Genomic DNA, 15,659 nt, shown 5'->3' on the forward strand with positions numbered 1-15,659 from the left:
GCCAACGCGGCGGACAAGATTAAGGACGAATTACAGCCATCGAGCATAAGCTTTATGGCGTTGCTCACAGCGTTAGTTCGCCGTGAGCTGCGTGCCCTATGGCATGACCCTTGGCAGTTAGCGCTGATAAGTTATATTCCACTACTGGGGATTTTATGCTTATGGTGGTTATTCAGTGCAGGTCTGCCAAGGCAACTGCCCGTGGCGATTGTCGACCAAGATCATAGTCAATTGAGCCGCATGTTGACCCGTCAGCTTAAGGCAAACCCGGTTACCGATCCGCAAAGTTTTACCGACTTATCCTCGGCGATAAGCGCGATGCAACAGGCGAAAGTCTACGCTATTGTGGTTTTTCCCTATGATATGAAAAAGGATTTACTTACAGGTCATAAGCCTACAATTGATGTGCGCTACAACAGTCAATTTTTGCTGGTGGGTAAGTTACTCTCAAGCCAAATTCAGCTGAGTTTAGGCGACGGATTACAGCAAGTGGCGGGTTTAAAGCAGCTCGCAAATGGTACACCGAAATCCCAAGTCGCAGTGAATTTAAGCCCAGTCAAAAGCCAAACAACAGCCCTGTTTAACCGAAATAACAATTACATAGGTTTCTTAGTACCGCCAGTGCTGATTGCGCTGTGGCAGTTGTTATCTATGTTAGTGATGGCAAACAGTTTAAATCGAGAGCTGCATTTAGCGCCTACCACTCAGGCCGATGGCATGTCGAATATCTTAACTGAACATTTTTGGCCTAAAGTGTGGGCGAAAATGGTGCTGTTTACGCCGATATTGATGCTGCAGGGCGGCTTTATTTTAGCTTGGCTGTATTTGTATCTTGCTCTGCCGATGGCGGGGAGTTTAGCCCTATTATTGCTCGCGCAATTAGTCATGTTATTGGCAGTCTGGAGCTTAGTGTTATTAATATTTGTAGTGATGCGTGACAGTGCGCGGGTCATCAGCTTTTGTACCGCTTTATTTGCGCCAGCGTTTGCCTTTATGGGCATTACTTTTCCGACTCACGAAATGCCGCAATTAGCCCAGTGGTGGCGACTTATCATGCCATCGAGCCATTATATTGAGTCCCATGTTAGTATCGTGAGTTATGGCGCTACTTGGCCAAGTGTGGCGAGCCAAATCACCAGCTATTGGGGCTTTATCTGTTTGATACCTTTGATATATTTTCTGTCGCGTAAATTACTGCCTACCACAGTTAACACCAATGCTTCAGTGACGGTTTATGACTCGGACGCAGCTATATCTGCGAAGGGGCAATAGGATGAATTTATCCAAGAGCGAACACGCAAACACACCACGTCAGCTCAGTCTGTGGCTACTGATCCTCACTGAGTTTAAGGCCATTATTAGCGATAAAGCGATCGCTGTGACCTTATTTGGCGGTGTACTGTTTTATTCGGTTTTGTATCCTTTGCCCTATTTGAATCAAGTGCCGACCGAGCAACAACTGATCGTGGTGGACTTAGATCATTCTTCCCTAAGCCGTCAATTGATCCGTCATGCCGATGCCAGCGCAAAAATTCAAGTCATAGGCCAAGTTGGTTCGATTACCGAGGCGAAGCGTTTTATTGAGACGCGTAAGGCCCACGGCTTACTCGTGATCCCAGAAGGATTCCGCCGCGATTTATTGCTCGGTAAAGGTGTGACGCTAAGCTATGGCGGTGATGCTAGTTACTTTTTGATTTATTCCGCGGTTGTTGAAGGCTTAGTTAGCGCTGGAATGGATGCGGGTAAACAAGTGCAATTGATTGGCATGCTTGCTCAAGGACAAAATCCTAAGCAGGCCCAAGAGAGTTTAAACTCGCTTCATCTTAATAGTGTTCCTGCCTTTAACCAGAGCCTAGGTTATACGCCCTATGTGGTACCTGGATTGTTCTTGCTGATTTTGCACCAAACCTTACTCATAGGTACTGGCATTTTAGGGGCAGGGCAATGGCGGCATAAAGGGTATTGGCAGCAGGTGTCACCGGTGCAATTAGTCTGTGGTCGTATTCTTGCTTTCATGTTGATTTATATCTTCTTTACCAGCTTTTATGTGGGCTATTGTTATCACTGGTATAACGTGAGTATTCAAGCGAGCCTTGGCTTAGTTGCGCTGTGGTTATTGCCGTTTTTACTGGCTACCGCCGCTGCAGGTGTTGCCATGAGTACCTTGTTCACCCGCCGCGATTTACCCACCCAAGTGCTACTGCTGATCTCTATGCCTATTCTATTCGTGTCAGGTTTTGTGTGGCCGATAGCACTGATCCCAGAACCTTTAGTACTCGGCTCACAGTTTATTCCTGCCGTACCCGCGATTATGGGCATGTTAGAACTCAATCAAATGGGCGCAAGTTGGGCGAGTGTGATGCCCAAATGGCTGCAACTATGGGGCTTATTTGCGGTCTTTTTCGGCCTAGCGATGTTGGGGATTAAGCGAAGAGCAAGATTGTTGGATGAAGCTAATCAGCTTTGATGGGACTCGCGGGACAGAGTATCTCGCGAGTGTTTACAGGTTTTGTACTCTACAGGGGCAGTTTAGGTACTTCTGCAATTAATCTTTAGAAGTAGAGACTTTCAACAATTTTACCGTCGACGAGCATATCGCACTTATCGCCTGAGCTCGACTTAGTCGCTTGAATGACGCCGGCAATCGCGCCAAATGCGCCACCTTGGCTGCTGAGTACTGAACCGAAATAGCATTGGCTAGAAATCTTGAAATCCTTGTATTTACCGCTCAAATTTTGAGTCGGAGTATAAGGCGGGAAAGTGCCTTTCATAACAGAATCGCCATTCACAGAGAGTGAAATGTTTTTGCGTTCTGTATCAAAACTGCCACCAAAAACTAAGTTAACACCCTCGATTTCAACGGTTTTTTCTTGAGCGATAATAGGTGGTTTTGCGGCGCAGGCGGCGAGAAAACAGCTGCCAATGGTCAGAGAGACTAAAGTAATTTTACGCATTTCATCTTCCTTTTGATGCGATAAAACAAATGAAGCGGTTGCTTCGCAAATTAAACTGCCCCTGTTTAATTTTTGCCGGAAGATTATATCTATATCTGCTTTATTTCCAATAACAAATTTAAAACAAGTGAAAAAATTATTCAGTTTTGAGCTTGTCCTTCGGCATGTCATCAGCCTTACTATCATATTCTAGTAGCGTGTCTTAGTGTTCAAACTGCTTTAAGCCATCTTTATCCTTGTCTATTCTATTCCGTTAATTTAACTCTCATCGTGCAGATAGCCATCAAACGGCCCTTATTGGGTTGTCTTCTTATTGGTTTTGGGGGAGAATGCGCGCCGAAAAAATAGCCGAGATACTCAGTATCTCGGTTATTTTTTATTTATGACGTATGTGTTTTAAAACAATTGAGGCCGGTAAACATCCGGAAATGATATGAGGTTCAGTTGAACCTATTTTACTGAGGAAAGACCAATGGGGCTGTTGTGTACCGGATTGTCGGTAGTTGTTGTAAATCAAGTTGTTGCGTTAGCCATTAAACCTAGAGTGCAGACGGTTAGCCGCAAGCAAAAACTAATTGCAGATGCGTGCTTAGGTGTTCAACCCTGTAGAATGGGGGTGTGCTGATGAGCCAACAAAATCTGGGTTTGAAGCAGACCCTCAACTTATGGCAAGTGGTGGTGATGGGGCTTGCCTATCTCACGCCTATGGCCGTTTTTGACACCTTTGGTATTGTTTCCGAGATCACCTCTGGCCATGTGGCTACGTCTTATCTATTCGCATTGGCGGGGATTTTATTTACCGCGTTTAGTTACGGTCATTTGGTACGTAAATATCCCTATGCGGGTTCAGCCTACACTTATGCTCAAAAAACCTTTAGCCAGAATGTTGGTTTTATGGTGGGTTGGTCATCGCTGCTGGACTATATGTTTATGCCAATGATCAATATGTTGCTCGCAAAAATCTATTTAACCGCCATGTTTCCCAGCGTCGAACCTTGGATCTTTATTTTCGCACTTGTGACCATAATGACCTTGCTTAATCTCAAGGGGATTGATCTCGTCGCGAACTTTAATGGGGTGATAGTGTTTGCACAGATCGCCATTATTGTGGTGTTCATTGGTCTAATGGCCTATAGCATTTCCCTCGGTGAAGGCGAAGGTGTCGTCGCGAGTGTGCGACCATTTTATGCCGATAATATGGCGATGGCGCCATTATTCACAGGGGCGACGATTCTGTGTTTCTCCTTCCTCGGCTTTGACGGGTTAAGTTCACTGACTGAAGAAACTAAAGATGCGCAGCGTGTTATCCCTCGCGCGATTGTGTTGACAGCTTTGCTCGGTGGCGTGATTTTTGTTGGCGTGTCTTATTTTTTGCAGCTCTATTTCCCCGATATTTCCCGCTTTCAACAGCTTGATGCGGTATTGCCTGAAATTGCACTCTATGTGGGTGGTAATCTATTCCAGTCCATCGTATTAGTGGCGACCACAGTTGCCGTATTGGCATCCGGTATGGCTGCCCATGCTGGGGTTGCACGGATTTTATATGTGATGGGGCGGGATAATATGTTGCCACGTAAAGGGTTTGCTTATATCCATCCTAGATGGCGAACCCCAGCATTTAATGTCTTGTTGGTGGGTGCGCTTGCGCTGTCTGCCGTTTCATTTGATTTGGAAATGGCGCTAGCCTTAGTGAATTTTGGCGCTTTAGTCGCTTTTACCTTCGTAAACTTATCCGTGATTGTGCAGTTTTACCTAAGGGATCGACGTAATAAATCTTTTAGAGACCACTTACAATACTTAGTCTTGCCATTGTGTGGCGCCGGCACTATTGGCGTGCTTTGGGTGAACTTAGAGCCACAATCACTAGAGTTAGGGCTTATATGGGCGGCAGTGGGAGCATTGTATTTGGCTTTACGGAGTTTCCGTTTACGCCGTGCAGTAGAGCTATAAAATTAAGAGTTATAAAATTAGTGAGAGTCATGGCTCATAGATGCACAGCTATAACTAAAGATGTGTAGTAGATCTAAGGGCTGTGGGTTGTCATCCTCTAACAAAATATTCCAATAAAAAGACCCGCATTAGCGGGTCTTTTCAGTTTGCTTAATTGAGTTTTAAAGCGCTGGTACTGTGAAACCTAAGTTATCAGTGACCACATTTTTAGGGGTCGTGACTTTCACCGATACGCTGGTGTTGGCCGATGCCGTAAATTTCAGTGGTGAACCTAGACTGCCTTTCGCATACACAGTATTGGGAACCTCGAAGGTTTTAGGCGTTCCAGCACAATCCACGCACAATTCGATACTTGTCTGAGCTGGCATGATTTGATTCGCACTGTCGTGGACAAATACTACAAACTCAGAACTAGCACCAACGGCCACAGGTTTGATGTCATTCACACTCGGCAATAACACACCGTCTTGCATCACACTGATATAAGCCTGTGAGCCTGACATGCTCATTACTAAGGCTTTGCGGATATAGGTTTTATTGGCTTGGCCTTTGCCGCAGAGTGCGCTTTCGCATTGTGGACCGTTAAATTTACCATCGGCAAAACTATATTCTTTTGCTTGAGTATTCCAAAATGGTTCGGCTGAATTCCTAATGCCATCTTCATTGTCATCCCTAAACGCATCACCTAGATCACTAAAACCACTAGGAAGATAGGCTTCGATGTCCATACCATTGCCTGTGCATTTTTTCGCAACGCCTGAATTCGTTAAACAAGCCAAGTCAGGCACAGGCGTGCCATTGATGTCTTTACTAACATCAGCATCATCAAAGATGTTATTGCCATTGGTATCGAAGAAGGTTTCGTGACCTAAGGCATAAGCGAGAATCGTGATGCGGTGATCGGGTACTCGTGCCGTTTGTGAAGTCCAAACAACGCTACATGTCCCATTTTTAGTTAAACATGATGTTGGGATCTGGCCACCTTCTGTCGTGAAGTTGACAGCAGTATCATCGGGCGCTGGATTGCCAAAACTATCGGAGGCTCGAATGGTGATCGTTGCAGTTTCACCATTAAAGTCACCTGCTTCTGGATTGAATATTGTCGTTGATAGACTAAATCCAAGCTGTTGCGGCAAGCCAGTATTGACGGTCAGTTGCTCTGATTGGCTAGTGATAACTTCTTTAGTATCAGTATCAACTGCAGTAGCGACTACGCGCACTGGCGTGGGTACTGTACCGGATAATACGCGCACACTGGCGATACCTTGGGAGTTAGTCAGGCTTTGCGCATTCGCAGTGCCATTGGCAAAACTTAAACCACCGACAACCGTATCTAAGGTAAAGCTGACATTCTGTTGCGCTGCGGGTTGGCCATTGGCGCTGGTGACTTTGAAGCTGACTAAAGAGGATTCGCTTGAACCCGTACCGCCCGCACCTTTGATGCGAATTTGTGCCGGCTCTGCCGACTCAAAACTTAAGCTGGCAAGCGTTTGACGTTGCAGAGTAAATGGGAAATTCGCCGTTAACGTCTGATTACCAGCCACGGTTGTGGCGATGATTTGGTCGCTACGTTCACTGTTGCCACTGCAACTTGTGTCTTGGAAGGTCGAGCTCGCATTACCCGATAAAGTCGTAACTGGGGTATCGAGTGTGGCGCTATTGTTTGTGGTGCAATCTGAGCTAAAGCTGATGGAAGAGGGTGTTTGTACTCGGGTAACCGTGCCGTCATTGGCCTCTAATACTAAACTTGCACTTACACCAAAACTACCGCCTGCGCTGATTTTATATTTGCCATTGGCATCGGCCGTTAAGGTGCTCGCCAATTGACCTTCGGTAAAGACTGCACCATTGAATGAGCCGAGTTTCAGCGTGCCTTCTTGATTGACTGCATCTTTACTCAACACTTCATATAAACTGCTGGTTTGCAGCGATTGACCTTGATAGTCCACAGTGACCGTTAAGGCATTTGCCCCTAATTCAGTTGCACTTGGCGTATAGGGTACCTGCGCAATACCTTGAGTGTTGGTCAGCGCACTGGCAGGATTGAGCGCCGCTGAACCAGCAGTAAAGGTGACTTTAGCGCCTTCGATACCTTTGCTTTCGCTATCGAGCAATATGGCTTGTAATTGCACCGACTCATCGACTTTAAAGCGAGTGACTAAGGCTGAGCTGTTTAAAATACTGGCGCTGAGTTTGGGTGTTTCAATGGTGTTGCCATTGTCTGAACCAACGAACTCGTAGTTACGGCTTGCAGTTAATGCGTCTGCATCAGACGGCGTATAGCTCGCCGTTACCGTACCAGCTTCTGCTGTTAATGCAGGGTTAGAAATGATGACTTCAGCAACGCCATCTGCATTGGTGAGTTTTGTTGCTGGCGCAACAGTACCTAAGGTCGCAGCGAAGCTAATCAGTTGGCCGCTAAGTTTACTCGAACCCTTTTTTAAGGTAGCGACGGCACAAAAACTCGTATCGGAGGCATAGCTTAAATTGGTGGTTGCATCGGCGCACTTGCCGTTAACTACAGTTTTATAGCCCAGCGTTAAGCTATAGCTGTCTGTTGTTCCGTCAGTGTCGGTGCCATCAGCGGCGCCATTACAACCACTGAGCGCTAATGCGCCCAGTAATACCCAAGAAAATACCGATAACGTTTTGCTAAGTCGCATAAGCAACATCCTTGTGGGGCTGAAGTTAATTAGTCTTGGATTTCGCTGCGTAGATATTTAAACAGCTCTTTAGATGATTTTGATTCAGGGCCTTTGGCCAGTTCTTTGGTGGCTTGACGCACCAAAGTACGCAGTTTTTGTCTGTCTAATTGCGGATAATGCTCGACGACAGTTTGAATCTCATCATCACCTTGGGTGAGTAAGCGTTCACGCATTTTTTCGAACATTTGTAACTTAGCTGTCTCGTTGTTGTTTTTATTCAACACGATAGCGAGTGAAGCCTTGATTGGCTCAATATCAAAATTACGCATCAATTTGCCGATATACTGCATGTGGCGACGATACGCCTCAGTATTGACCTTGATTTTGCGTGTTTGCAGGATAGCGTCGTACAAAAACTCATCCAGCTCGATTTTATCTAGCTGAGTCTTGCTCAGTGAAACAAGCTCCATACCGACTTTTTGCACGGCTTCGCTATCACGCTTGTCCGTTGTTTTGCTGCTGACATAATCTTCATCTATGTCGTAGGGCTGTTTAAAATGTTCTGAATCACCAACAATCTTCATATAGATAAAACCTCAAGTAAATAACTGGCTAATAATAACATCTCCAGCCAAAAATCGCCTAGGTGAATGTGTTAATACCCAAGCTACCTGAAGATACGAGTTTCAGAGCGCCTAGGGTGCTTCAATTCAAGGCGCAGCAATGACAGAATGTCGGCCACCTTTTGAATTGATGCAACACGGAAGTGGAGTGCCCTAGGCGCTCCGTCCCGGCGGGTTTTAACGCACTTTATGCTGTGTTGGTTATTTTTAACTTAGCCCGCTAGGTCTGCAAATAACCGCCTTGCCTAAAGTGCGTTAAACTCCCGCTGAATCCTGCATCTTCAGGTTGTTTGGGTATAGGATACGCTCTCAAGCCTAAGTCAGCCGCGAATAATTAATGTGAATGGGATTTGTGTTTGTTATGCTACGGCAATTGCCGACAACGAAAGAGTAGCTTTGTGTCTTTGAACAGAATCGATAGTGAATTGGGCGCGCTGAAAGATGCGGTGGCCGTGGCGCTGGAATATGCCAACAAATTAGGAACGAACGCTGCCGAAGTGGCGATCAGTAAACAACAAGGTTTGTCGGTTTCTACCCGTTTAAAAGAAGTTGAAACCGTTGAATTTAATAAAGATGGTGCTTTAGGAATTACGGTTTACCGCGATGGTTGCAAGGGCAGTTCATCGACGTCGGATTTAAGTCCAGAGGCCATTGCCTTAGCGGTGAAAGCGGCCGACGATATCGCCCGTTATACTTCTCCGGATCCATTCAGTGGTCTTGCCGATAAAGCCTTGATGGCAAATCAGATCCGCGATCTTCAACTGTATTATCCACAAGATATTTCCCCCGATGAGTTAGCGCAACTAGCGATCCGCGCCGAAACTGCGGCGCTCGATGCCGATCCACGTATCAATAATTCCGACGGCGCCAGTGCCAATGCTCACACTGCGGTTAAAGTGTATGGCAACAGCCACGGTTTCTTAAACGGGTATTGCAGCTCGCGTTATAGCTTGAGTTGCAGCGTGATCGGTGAAGATAGCGAAGGCAATATGCAACGGGATTACGATTACACTATCGCCCGTAAATTCAGCGAGATGCTTGCACCTGAAACGGTAGGTTTAAAGACCGCCGAGAAGACAGTAAGCCGCCTCGGTGCGCGCAAGATCGCTACGACGCGTTTACCCATTTTATTAGCGCCCGATATCGCCACAGGGTTAATCGGCCACTTTATCGGAGCGATCAGCGGTGGCAGTTTATACCGTAAATCCAGTTTCTTATTGGATTCGATCAACACCCAAATCTTCCCCGATTGGTTTAATATCGAAGAGCAGCCGCATTTATTGGGCGCATTGGCAAGCGCGAACTACGATAGTGAAGGTGTGGCGACCCAAGACAGACGCATTATTGACCGCGGCATGTTAGAAACCTATTTGCTGACCAGCTACTCGGCGCGCAAGTTAGGCTTAACCAACACGGGCCATGCGGGCGGTATTTATAATTGGACGCTTGGTCATACAGGCCAAACCTTCGACGAATTGGTGAAAGACATGGGCACAGGTTTGATTGTGACCGAAGTCATGGGCCAAGGCGTGAACATGGTAACGGGCGATTATTCCCGTGGTGCGGCGGGTTTCTACGTTGAAAACGGTGAGATCCAATATCCAGTGGAAGAGATCACTATCGCGGGTAACTTAAAAGAGATGTTCCGTGGCGTGCAAGCCGTGAGTAAGGATTTTGATTTGCGCTCATCGATTCGTACCGGCGGTATCTTGTTATCTGAAATGAAGATTGCGGGTAACTAATCCATAGTGTCACTCGTTCCTCCGTGCTGCATAGTGCGCTTAAGTCGTCTCAGTGCTTTAGTGCTAGTATTTTAGTCTTGGTAGCATGAATGTGGTTTGAGCATAAAAAAGGGCAAGCGATTAATCACTTAATCTGCTTGCCCTTTTTGTTTAACGTTCGGATTAGATCTGTTCGACCTAAAAAGCCGTGCAGTTAAAAACCATGTGGTTAAAAACGATGTTGTTAAAAACAGTGCCTTTAAAATCAGTCGTTAAAATGCATAGCTTGCGCTGAGTTCGAGCGAGCGACCTGCACCGGCAATTTGGTTAAAGCCATTGGTATTATCGGCCTTAAATTCCGCTACACTTACGCCGCCCAGTGGCAGCTCATAGTAGCTGTCGAACAGGTTATTCACGGCGAAGGTGACAGTCAGATCCTGCCATTTCATACTGCTGTTCAAATTGAGCAAGGAGTAACTGTCGGTTTCATTTTCAAGGCGGCGGTCATCTACGCGATCTTTGGTCGCAACCCATTGCCATGAAAGACTGTTTTCCCATTGACCTAACTGATGTTGCAGTGCCAGCTCAGTTTGCAACGGCTTGATTTGATATAAAGGTTCATCACCTTCATCTCGCTCGCCACGGGTTACATTCACTTTGCCTAACACTTGCCATTTACCTGTGCTGGTTTCGGCAAACTGGTAGAGCGCATTAAAACGTGCGCCATAGAGATTGGCATCTAAGTTAGTGAATTGGAGAATATTGCGTTTGCCATCAGGCGAACTGGTGCGATTGAAGCTACCAATGACTTCGGCATCGACATAGTCAGTCACAGCTGTGTACCAAGCTGTGGTCGAGACTTGCCAGCTATCATCGTTATATTTGTAGGCTGCGCTCAGGGTATGGGCGGTTTCTGGTTTAAGATCCGGATTACCTACGTAACCATTACCATCACCATACCAACCTATCATAGTGGTCGCCATAGTGCCGCGGCCCCAGCTGTAACGTTCGTACAGATTAGGTGCACGATTCTTGCGGGCTAAACCAAACTCAAGTTGTTGATTGGTCGATAATTGATAGCGTGCCAGTAAGGTGGCATCGATCAGATTATCATCACGTTTTCTGTCCATCGCATTAAAGGCTTTTGCCGCTTCTGCGTCGACATTGGGCATGCCCATCATAGGCATGTTGCTATAGGCTTGGACTTCACCTGTATTGGTGGTGACATACTCAAAGCGAACGCCCGCCGATAACCACCAGCTTTGACTTAAATCTTGCTGCCATTCGCCATAAACGGCGGCGCGGCGGCGTTCACCATCGTTGATGTTGATGTAGTCATTGGGCGCCATCATAGTGCCAGGCACCGCAGGCCAAACATCGTCGAGCTGGTAGCTATAGTATTCTTGGCCGACCAGTAAGGTGCTGTCATCACCCATTGGCAAACGCCAGTGTAGTTGATAGCTGTAGTCATCACCTTCAGTGTTCATTGGCATCTTGCCGGTTTTTTCTGGGGTGAAAAAGCCCATCTCGTGTTTCACGCCGTGCCAGTTTACTTGGGCACTGAATTCACCGTCATCGTCGAGTTTGAGTTGATAACGGGCGAGGGCACCGTAACTCTTGTTATCCGTCATATCCATATATTGGTTAGCAAAACCTTGGAATGGAATATTTTGGTGGGTCAATTTGATGGCAACTTCTTGAGTCTCATCGCGCCATGCGGCTGTCAGTGCATGGTTTTGTGCGCGGTATAGAGTATCTATGACTTTATCGCCATTGCCATCTTTATAGCTGTTGGCATCTTCATAGGCGCCTTGATAGCTAAGGCTGACATTTTTGCTGGCAACTGTGGCATTGGTGCCGAGTAGCAAGGTGTCGCTCACACTGCGATATCCCGTTGAGATATCACCGCTATTCCACTTGATGCTATCGCTTTCACCAAATTTAGGGTTAAGGCTGCTAACCTTAATCACGCCCGCAATATTGTCGCCACCGGCACTGACTGGCGATACGCCCGCAATCACTTCGGCTGCGGTGACTTGATTGGCGGAAATATAGGACAGCGGTGGATTCATTTGGTTTGCACAGGAGGCAGTAATGTCCGCACCATCGACCAGCACTTTGATGCGATCGCCCATCATGCCATTGAGGATAGGTAGGGCCGATACGCCGCCCGCTTCGGAGAAATCGACTCCTTGCCCTTTCAGTAGATTTTCAGCCGAACCTAAGGCGTTACGGTTTTCGGTCTGTTGGCCATGGACCTCTAAGCGTTCAATATTGGCTAATTCGCTGTCGTCAGCCATGGCCTGTGGCGCTAGTGATAAACCCATGGCGATTGCGAGGGATGAGGAAATTACTGAAGTTTTAAACGGGTGAGATAAATACGCAGAATTTGCAGCCATCTTATTGTCTTCCATTCACTTGGATTAATTGCGCTGCATTATAAAGAGCATCTCAGTGTGGCAGGTGCGGCATATTGTCGCAGAGGGTAACAAAGCGAGTTAAAACATCAGAATATGGCTTGAGCAGAAGACAAGTTTTCCACTTTTTAATCAGTTAGGCATGATTCTCTTAGCTCTTTATTGGTACCTCAATTGATAAGAGGTCCAATAGAACTCTGCGTTAGCGGTACTTTTTGTGATTTAAGCTAACCCAAATGAGGCATTTTAATTTCTGGGATTTAAGCTAGCCAAAATACTTACTATACAAGCGCTGAGTTTCACCTTGGGAATCCATGGCGGCGAGTGCTTTGGCAAATTCAAAGACTTTAGAATCTGGTGTTAACACTGTGGGACTGTTATCTGGGCTGATGGGAATATCGGCGCGATAGTTGGGGTTGTGTCTACCGCGGTAGTGGCGGCTTTTTTTCGAGAAACCGAGATACATTTCCTGCGGTAATTCGCTGTAGTGATAGTGGAGTTTAAACTGGCTTTGGTCGCGATTTTTGAGGTAATAATGCAAAGTGGTTTGATCATAAATAAAAAAGTCCCCTTGGTTTGAAAGTAAATAATCCAAGGCTTTAGGGACGGTTAGCTCAGGCGGTTTGCGTACCTTGATTTTGTCGGGTAAGCCGCCAAAGTCATAACTGCCGGGGGCGATTAAGAGGGTCATCTCATTATGGGCTAACTGTTCAATGGAGCGAATATCGGCGGCGCCAGCACGGCTAATGCCAATCGCACGTTGTGAAAGTCCATTGGGGATAAAATGCGCGTATTGAGCCCGCTCTTCGGTGAAATTAAGGCCGGGATAAAAATCGATATTGCCGAGTTTGAGATCCCGCAGAATACGTAATTTAGGTGCGCGTACCACATTGAGTTTGCAGCCAATCTTGTTCGCCGCCGCTTGGTAGAGTTCGTGATAAAATCCCGTGTTATTGGACTCGTCTCCGATAAAGGGTAAGCGTTCGCTGGTGCGATACCCCATAGTCATCACGCAGGAGTCTGAACTGGAAAAAGCACTGGCAAGCGGGGCTTGAAGTGTTATCAGTAAGAGCAGTGCGCCGAGCCAAGGTTGAGCGACTAACACGGATGCCAAATTGATCTCCTTATCTGTCGATTACAAAGTGTAACCTGAGTGCCAATAAAGGTTATGGCAAAATCCACTCACTAAACCTATTAATAAAATCTTATTGATTATTAAGCTAATATATTATTTTTATTTAAATAATCTATCATACTTTCCTACTAGTCAAAGTCATTTTTTATGTTGGAGTGCACAAACTCTGTACATCTGATTTGATTGCGTTATAGTTTGCGCTGTTAGGCTATGGGCTTAACTTTCATTAAGCAGTGAGGCATAAAATGACTAAGCAAAAACCGCAAAATATGCCCTTAGAACACGAAAGTGGTCGAGGCACCATTACCGACAACGCACTAAAAGCGTTAGTGACGAGTCCCTTGTTTAGGACCCGCACCGAGAAAGCGAAAAAGGGCAAAGGGTCATACGACCGTAAAGCACAAAACCGAAAGGGGCATCAGCACAAGGGCGATGCCCCTTTTGACTTTCTAGGTCTGCGCTTTTGTTAATCTGCTTCAGTTCGCTGCTTTAGTCTGCTGTGTTAGTGCCTCGTTAATCCTGCCAATTCATGCTCCTCCATCTGCCTTTACGCCAATCTTTACGCTTAAATCAGCCTTATTATTGATACTCCTTGTTGGAGGTTAATTGTACTTTTGCCCTGAGCGAGTATGGTGAAGGCTTAGAGGGTTTTAGCGAAGGAGATGCGCATGGCACAGCAATATCGAATCGAACACGACACTATGGGTGAGGTAAAAGTCCCCGCCGACTGTTATTGGGGCGCACAAACCGAGCGTTCGCTGCAGCACTTTCGTATTGGTGCTGAGGCATCTATGCCTGTCGAAGTGATCCACGCTTTTGGCTATTTAAAGAAAGCCGCCGCCATTACCAATCAACAACTTGGCACTTTGACTCAAGCTAAAGCTCAACTGATTGCCCAAGTGTGCGATGAGCTGATTGCAGGCGAACTCGATGCGCAATTTCCTTTAGTGATTTGGCAAACGGGTTCGGGCACGCAAACCAATATGAACGTCAATGAGGTGATTGCCTATCGCGGCCATGTGCTCTCAGGTGGGCAACTTATCGATGCGGTTAAATGCTTGCACCCCAATGATGATGTTAACCGCTCGCAATCCTCCAACGATACCTTTCCCACCGCCATGCACATTGCCGCTTATCGCCAAGCGGTTGAGCTCGTTTTGCCCTGCATGAGGTTATTGCAGCAGAGCTTACAGATGAAGGCCGAGGAGTTTGCGCAAATCGTTAAAATCGGTCGCACGCATTTTATGGATGCAACACCGTTAACGTTAGGCCAAGAGTTTTCCGGTTACGCCGCGCAGTTAAGTCATGGCATCGAAGGCATTGAGCACAGTCTCAAGCGTGTAGCCGAGTTAGCTTTAGGTGCGACCGCCGTGGGCACAGGGCTGAATACACACAAGGATTACGCCGTTAAGGTGGCGGACAATATTGCAAAACTCACGGGTTTGCCCTTTGTGACGGCGCCGAATAAGTTTGCTGCCCTTGCTGCCCACGATGAATTAGTCGCCCTATCGGCGGCCTATAAAGTGGCGGCGGTCAGTTTAATGAAGATCGCAAATGATATTAGGATGTTAGGTTCTGGTCCGCGCTGCGGCATCGGTGAGTTATTACTGCCTGAAAATGAACCCGGTTCGTCGATCATGCCGGGCAAAGTGAACCCGACTCAGGTCGAGGCTATGACTATGGTGTGCGCGCAAATCATGGGTAATGATGTCGCCGTTGGGATTGGTGGCAGCAATGGTCAGTTTGAGCTCAATGTGTTTAAGCCTATGATTATCGCTAATGTGCTGCAATCGGGGCGCTTATTGGGGGATGCTTGCCAATCGTTTAATGATCATTGCATAGTCGGCATAGTGGCGAATGAGCCACAAATCGCGCAACATGTGGAGAACTCACTCATGTTAGTGACGGCGCTGAATCAACATATCGGTTATGAAAAGGCCGCTAAGATAGCCAAAAAAGCCCATAGTGAGCATAAGACACTGCGCCAAGCGGCATTAGAACTTGAGTTTGTCACGGCAGAAGAGTTCGAGCTTTGGGTCGATGCCAATAAGATGTTGGGACCCGATGCTTAATGCTTAATTCAAAACGTCTCATCCTAGCTGCTGATAAATCAGCGAAATTGAGGCTGGCAATGAATCAATATCGTGGGCCAAGACAGTGTGAAGAAACAGTGGAGTAAGGATGCTGAAGCATTCGCAGTGTTAATGCTTACGA

11 protein-coding genes are annotated in these 15,659 nt (G+C 46.6%); 6 read left to right on the forward strand and 5 right to left on the reverse strand.

Translation table 11 applies throughout. The features are described from left to right. Nucleotides 1–54 precede the first annotated feature (54 nt). On the forward strand, nt 55–1,272 hold the full coding sequence (locus tag L5M10_RS11320) for an ABC transporter permease (RefSeq protein WP_263186532.1): 1,218 nt from the start codon (nt 55–57) through the stop codon (nt 1,270–1,272). Between the two features lies 1 nt (nt 1,273). Next, nucleotides 1,274–2,467: an ABC transporter permease gene (locus tag L5M10_RS11325; RefSeq protein ID WP_263237161.1), complete on the forward strand. Its 1,194-nt coding sequence runs from the start codon at nt 1,274–1,276 to the stop codon at nt 2,465–2,467. A gap of 85 nt (nt 2,468–2,552) precedes the next feature. On the opposite strand, the gene L5M10_RS11330 is transcribed toward L5M10_RS11325, so the two are convergent. Beyond that, on the reverse strand, nt 2,553–2,954 hold the full coding sequence (locus L5M10_RS11330) for a hypothetical protein (protein ID WP_107402714.1): 402 nt from the start codon (nt 2,952–2,954) through the stop codon (nt 2,553–2,555). 624 nt (nt 2,955–3,578) lie between these two features. On the opposite strand from L5M10_RS11330, the gene L5M10_RS11335 reads away from it, so the two are divergent. Then, the gene (locus tag L5M10_RS11335) at nt 3,579–4,904 is read left to right on the forward strand and encodes an APC family permease (RefSeq protein WP_263178667.1); all 1,326 of its coding nucleotides are present in this window, start codon (nt 3,579–3,581) and stop codon (nt 4,902–4,904) included. Between the two features lie 161 nt (nt 4,905–5,065). Here the strand turns inward: L5M10_RS11335 and L5M10_RS11340 are convergent, their stop codons facing one another. Together L5M10_RS11340 and yjgA are read right to left on the reverse strand one after the other, a co-directional pair. Next, entirely contained in the window at nt 5,066–7,567 is a 2,502-nt protein-coding gene (locus L5M10_RS11340) for an Ig-like domain-containing protein (RefSeq protein WP_263255279.1), read from the reverse strand. A gap of 29 nt (nt 7,568–7,596) precedes the next feature. Next, nucleotides 7,597–8,133 carry a ribosome biogenesis factor YjgA gene (gene yjgA / locus L5M10_RS11345; RefSeq protein WP_105251298.1) on the reverse strand — a complete coding sequence of 179 codons (537 nt, stop codon included), beginning with the start codon at nt 8,131–8,133 and terminating at the stop codon, nt 7,597–7,599. 437 nt (nt 8,134–8,570) lie between these two features. Here yjgA and pmbA point away from each other — a divergent pair, with 437 nt between their 5' ends. Continuing rightward, nucleotides 8,571–9,914, forward strand: coding sequence for a metalloprotease PmbA (pmbA, locus tag L5M10_RS11350; protein ID WP_105251299.1), 1,344 nt, complete (start codon nt 8,571–8,573; stop codon nt 9,912–9,914). A 251-nt stretch (nt 9,915–10,165) separates the two neighbouring features. Here pmbA and L5M10_RS11355 read toward each other — a convergent pair whose 3' ends face one another. Further along, nucleotides 10,166–12,292, reverse strand: coding sequence for a TonB-dependent receptor (locus tag L5M10_RS11355; protein WP_263255280.1), 2,127 nt, complete (start codon nt 12,290–12,292; stop codon nt 10,166–10,168). Nucleotides 12,293–12,575: 283 nt separating this feature from the next. Then, the gene (locus tag L5M10_RS11360) at nt 12,576–13,424 is read right to left on the reverse strand and encodes a substrate-binding periplasmic protein (RefSeq protein WP_317630140.1); all 849 of its coding nucleotides are present in this window, start codon (nt 13,422–13,424) and stop codon (nt 12,576–12,578) included. Nucleotides 13,425–13,690: 266 nt separating this feature from the next. Here L5M10_RS11360 and L5M10_RS11365 point away from each other — a divergent pair, with 266 nt between their 5' ends. Beyond that, nucleotides 13,691–13,915 carry a ribosome alternative rescue factor ArfA gene (locus tag L5M10_RS11365; protein WP_131523432.1) on the forward strand — a complete coding sequence of 75 codons (225 nt, stop codon included), beginning with the start codon at nt 13,691–13,693 and terminating at the stop codon, nt 13,913–13,915. 198 nt (nt 13,916–14,113) lie between these two features. Further along, entirely contained in the window at nt 14,114–15,517 is a 1,404-nt protein-coding gene (fumC, locus tag L5M10_RS11370) for a class II fumarate hydratase (protein ID WP_263255281.1), read from the forward strand. Nucleotides 15,518–15,659: the final 142 nt, after the last annotated feature.

This window comes from Shewanella sp. SM32, from assembly GCF_025654235.1.
GTDB lineage: Bacteria > Pseudomonadota > Gammaproteobacteria > Enterobacterales > Shewanellaceae > Shewanella > Shewanella oncorhynchi.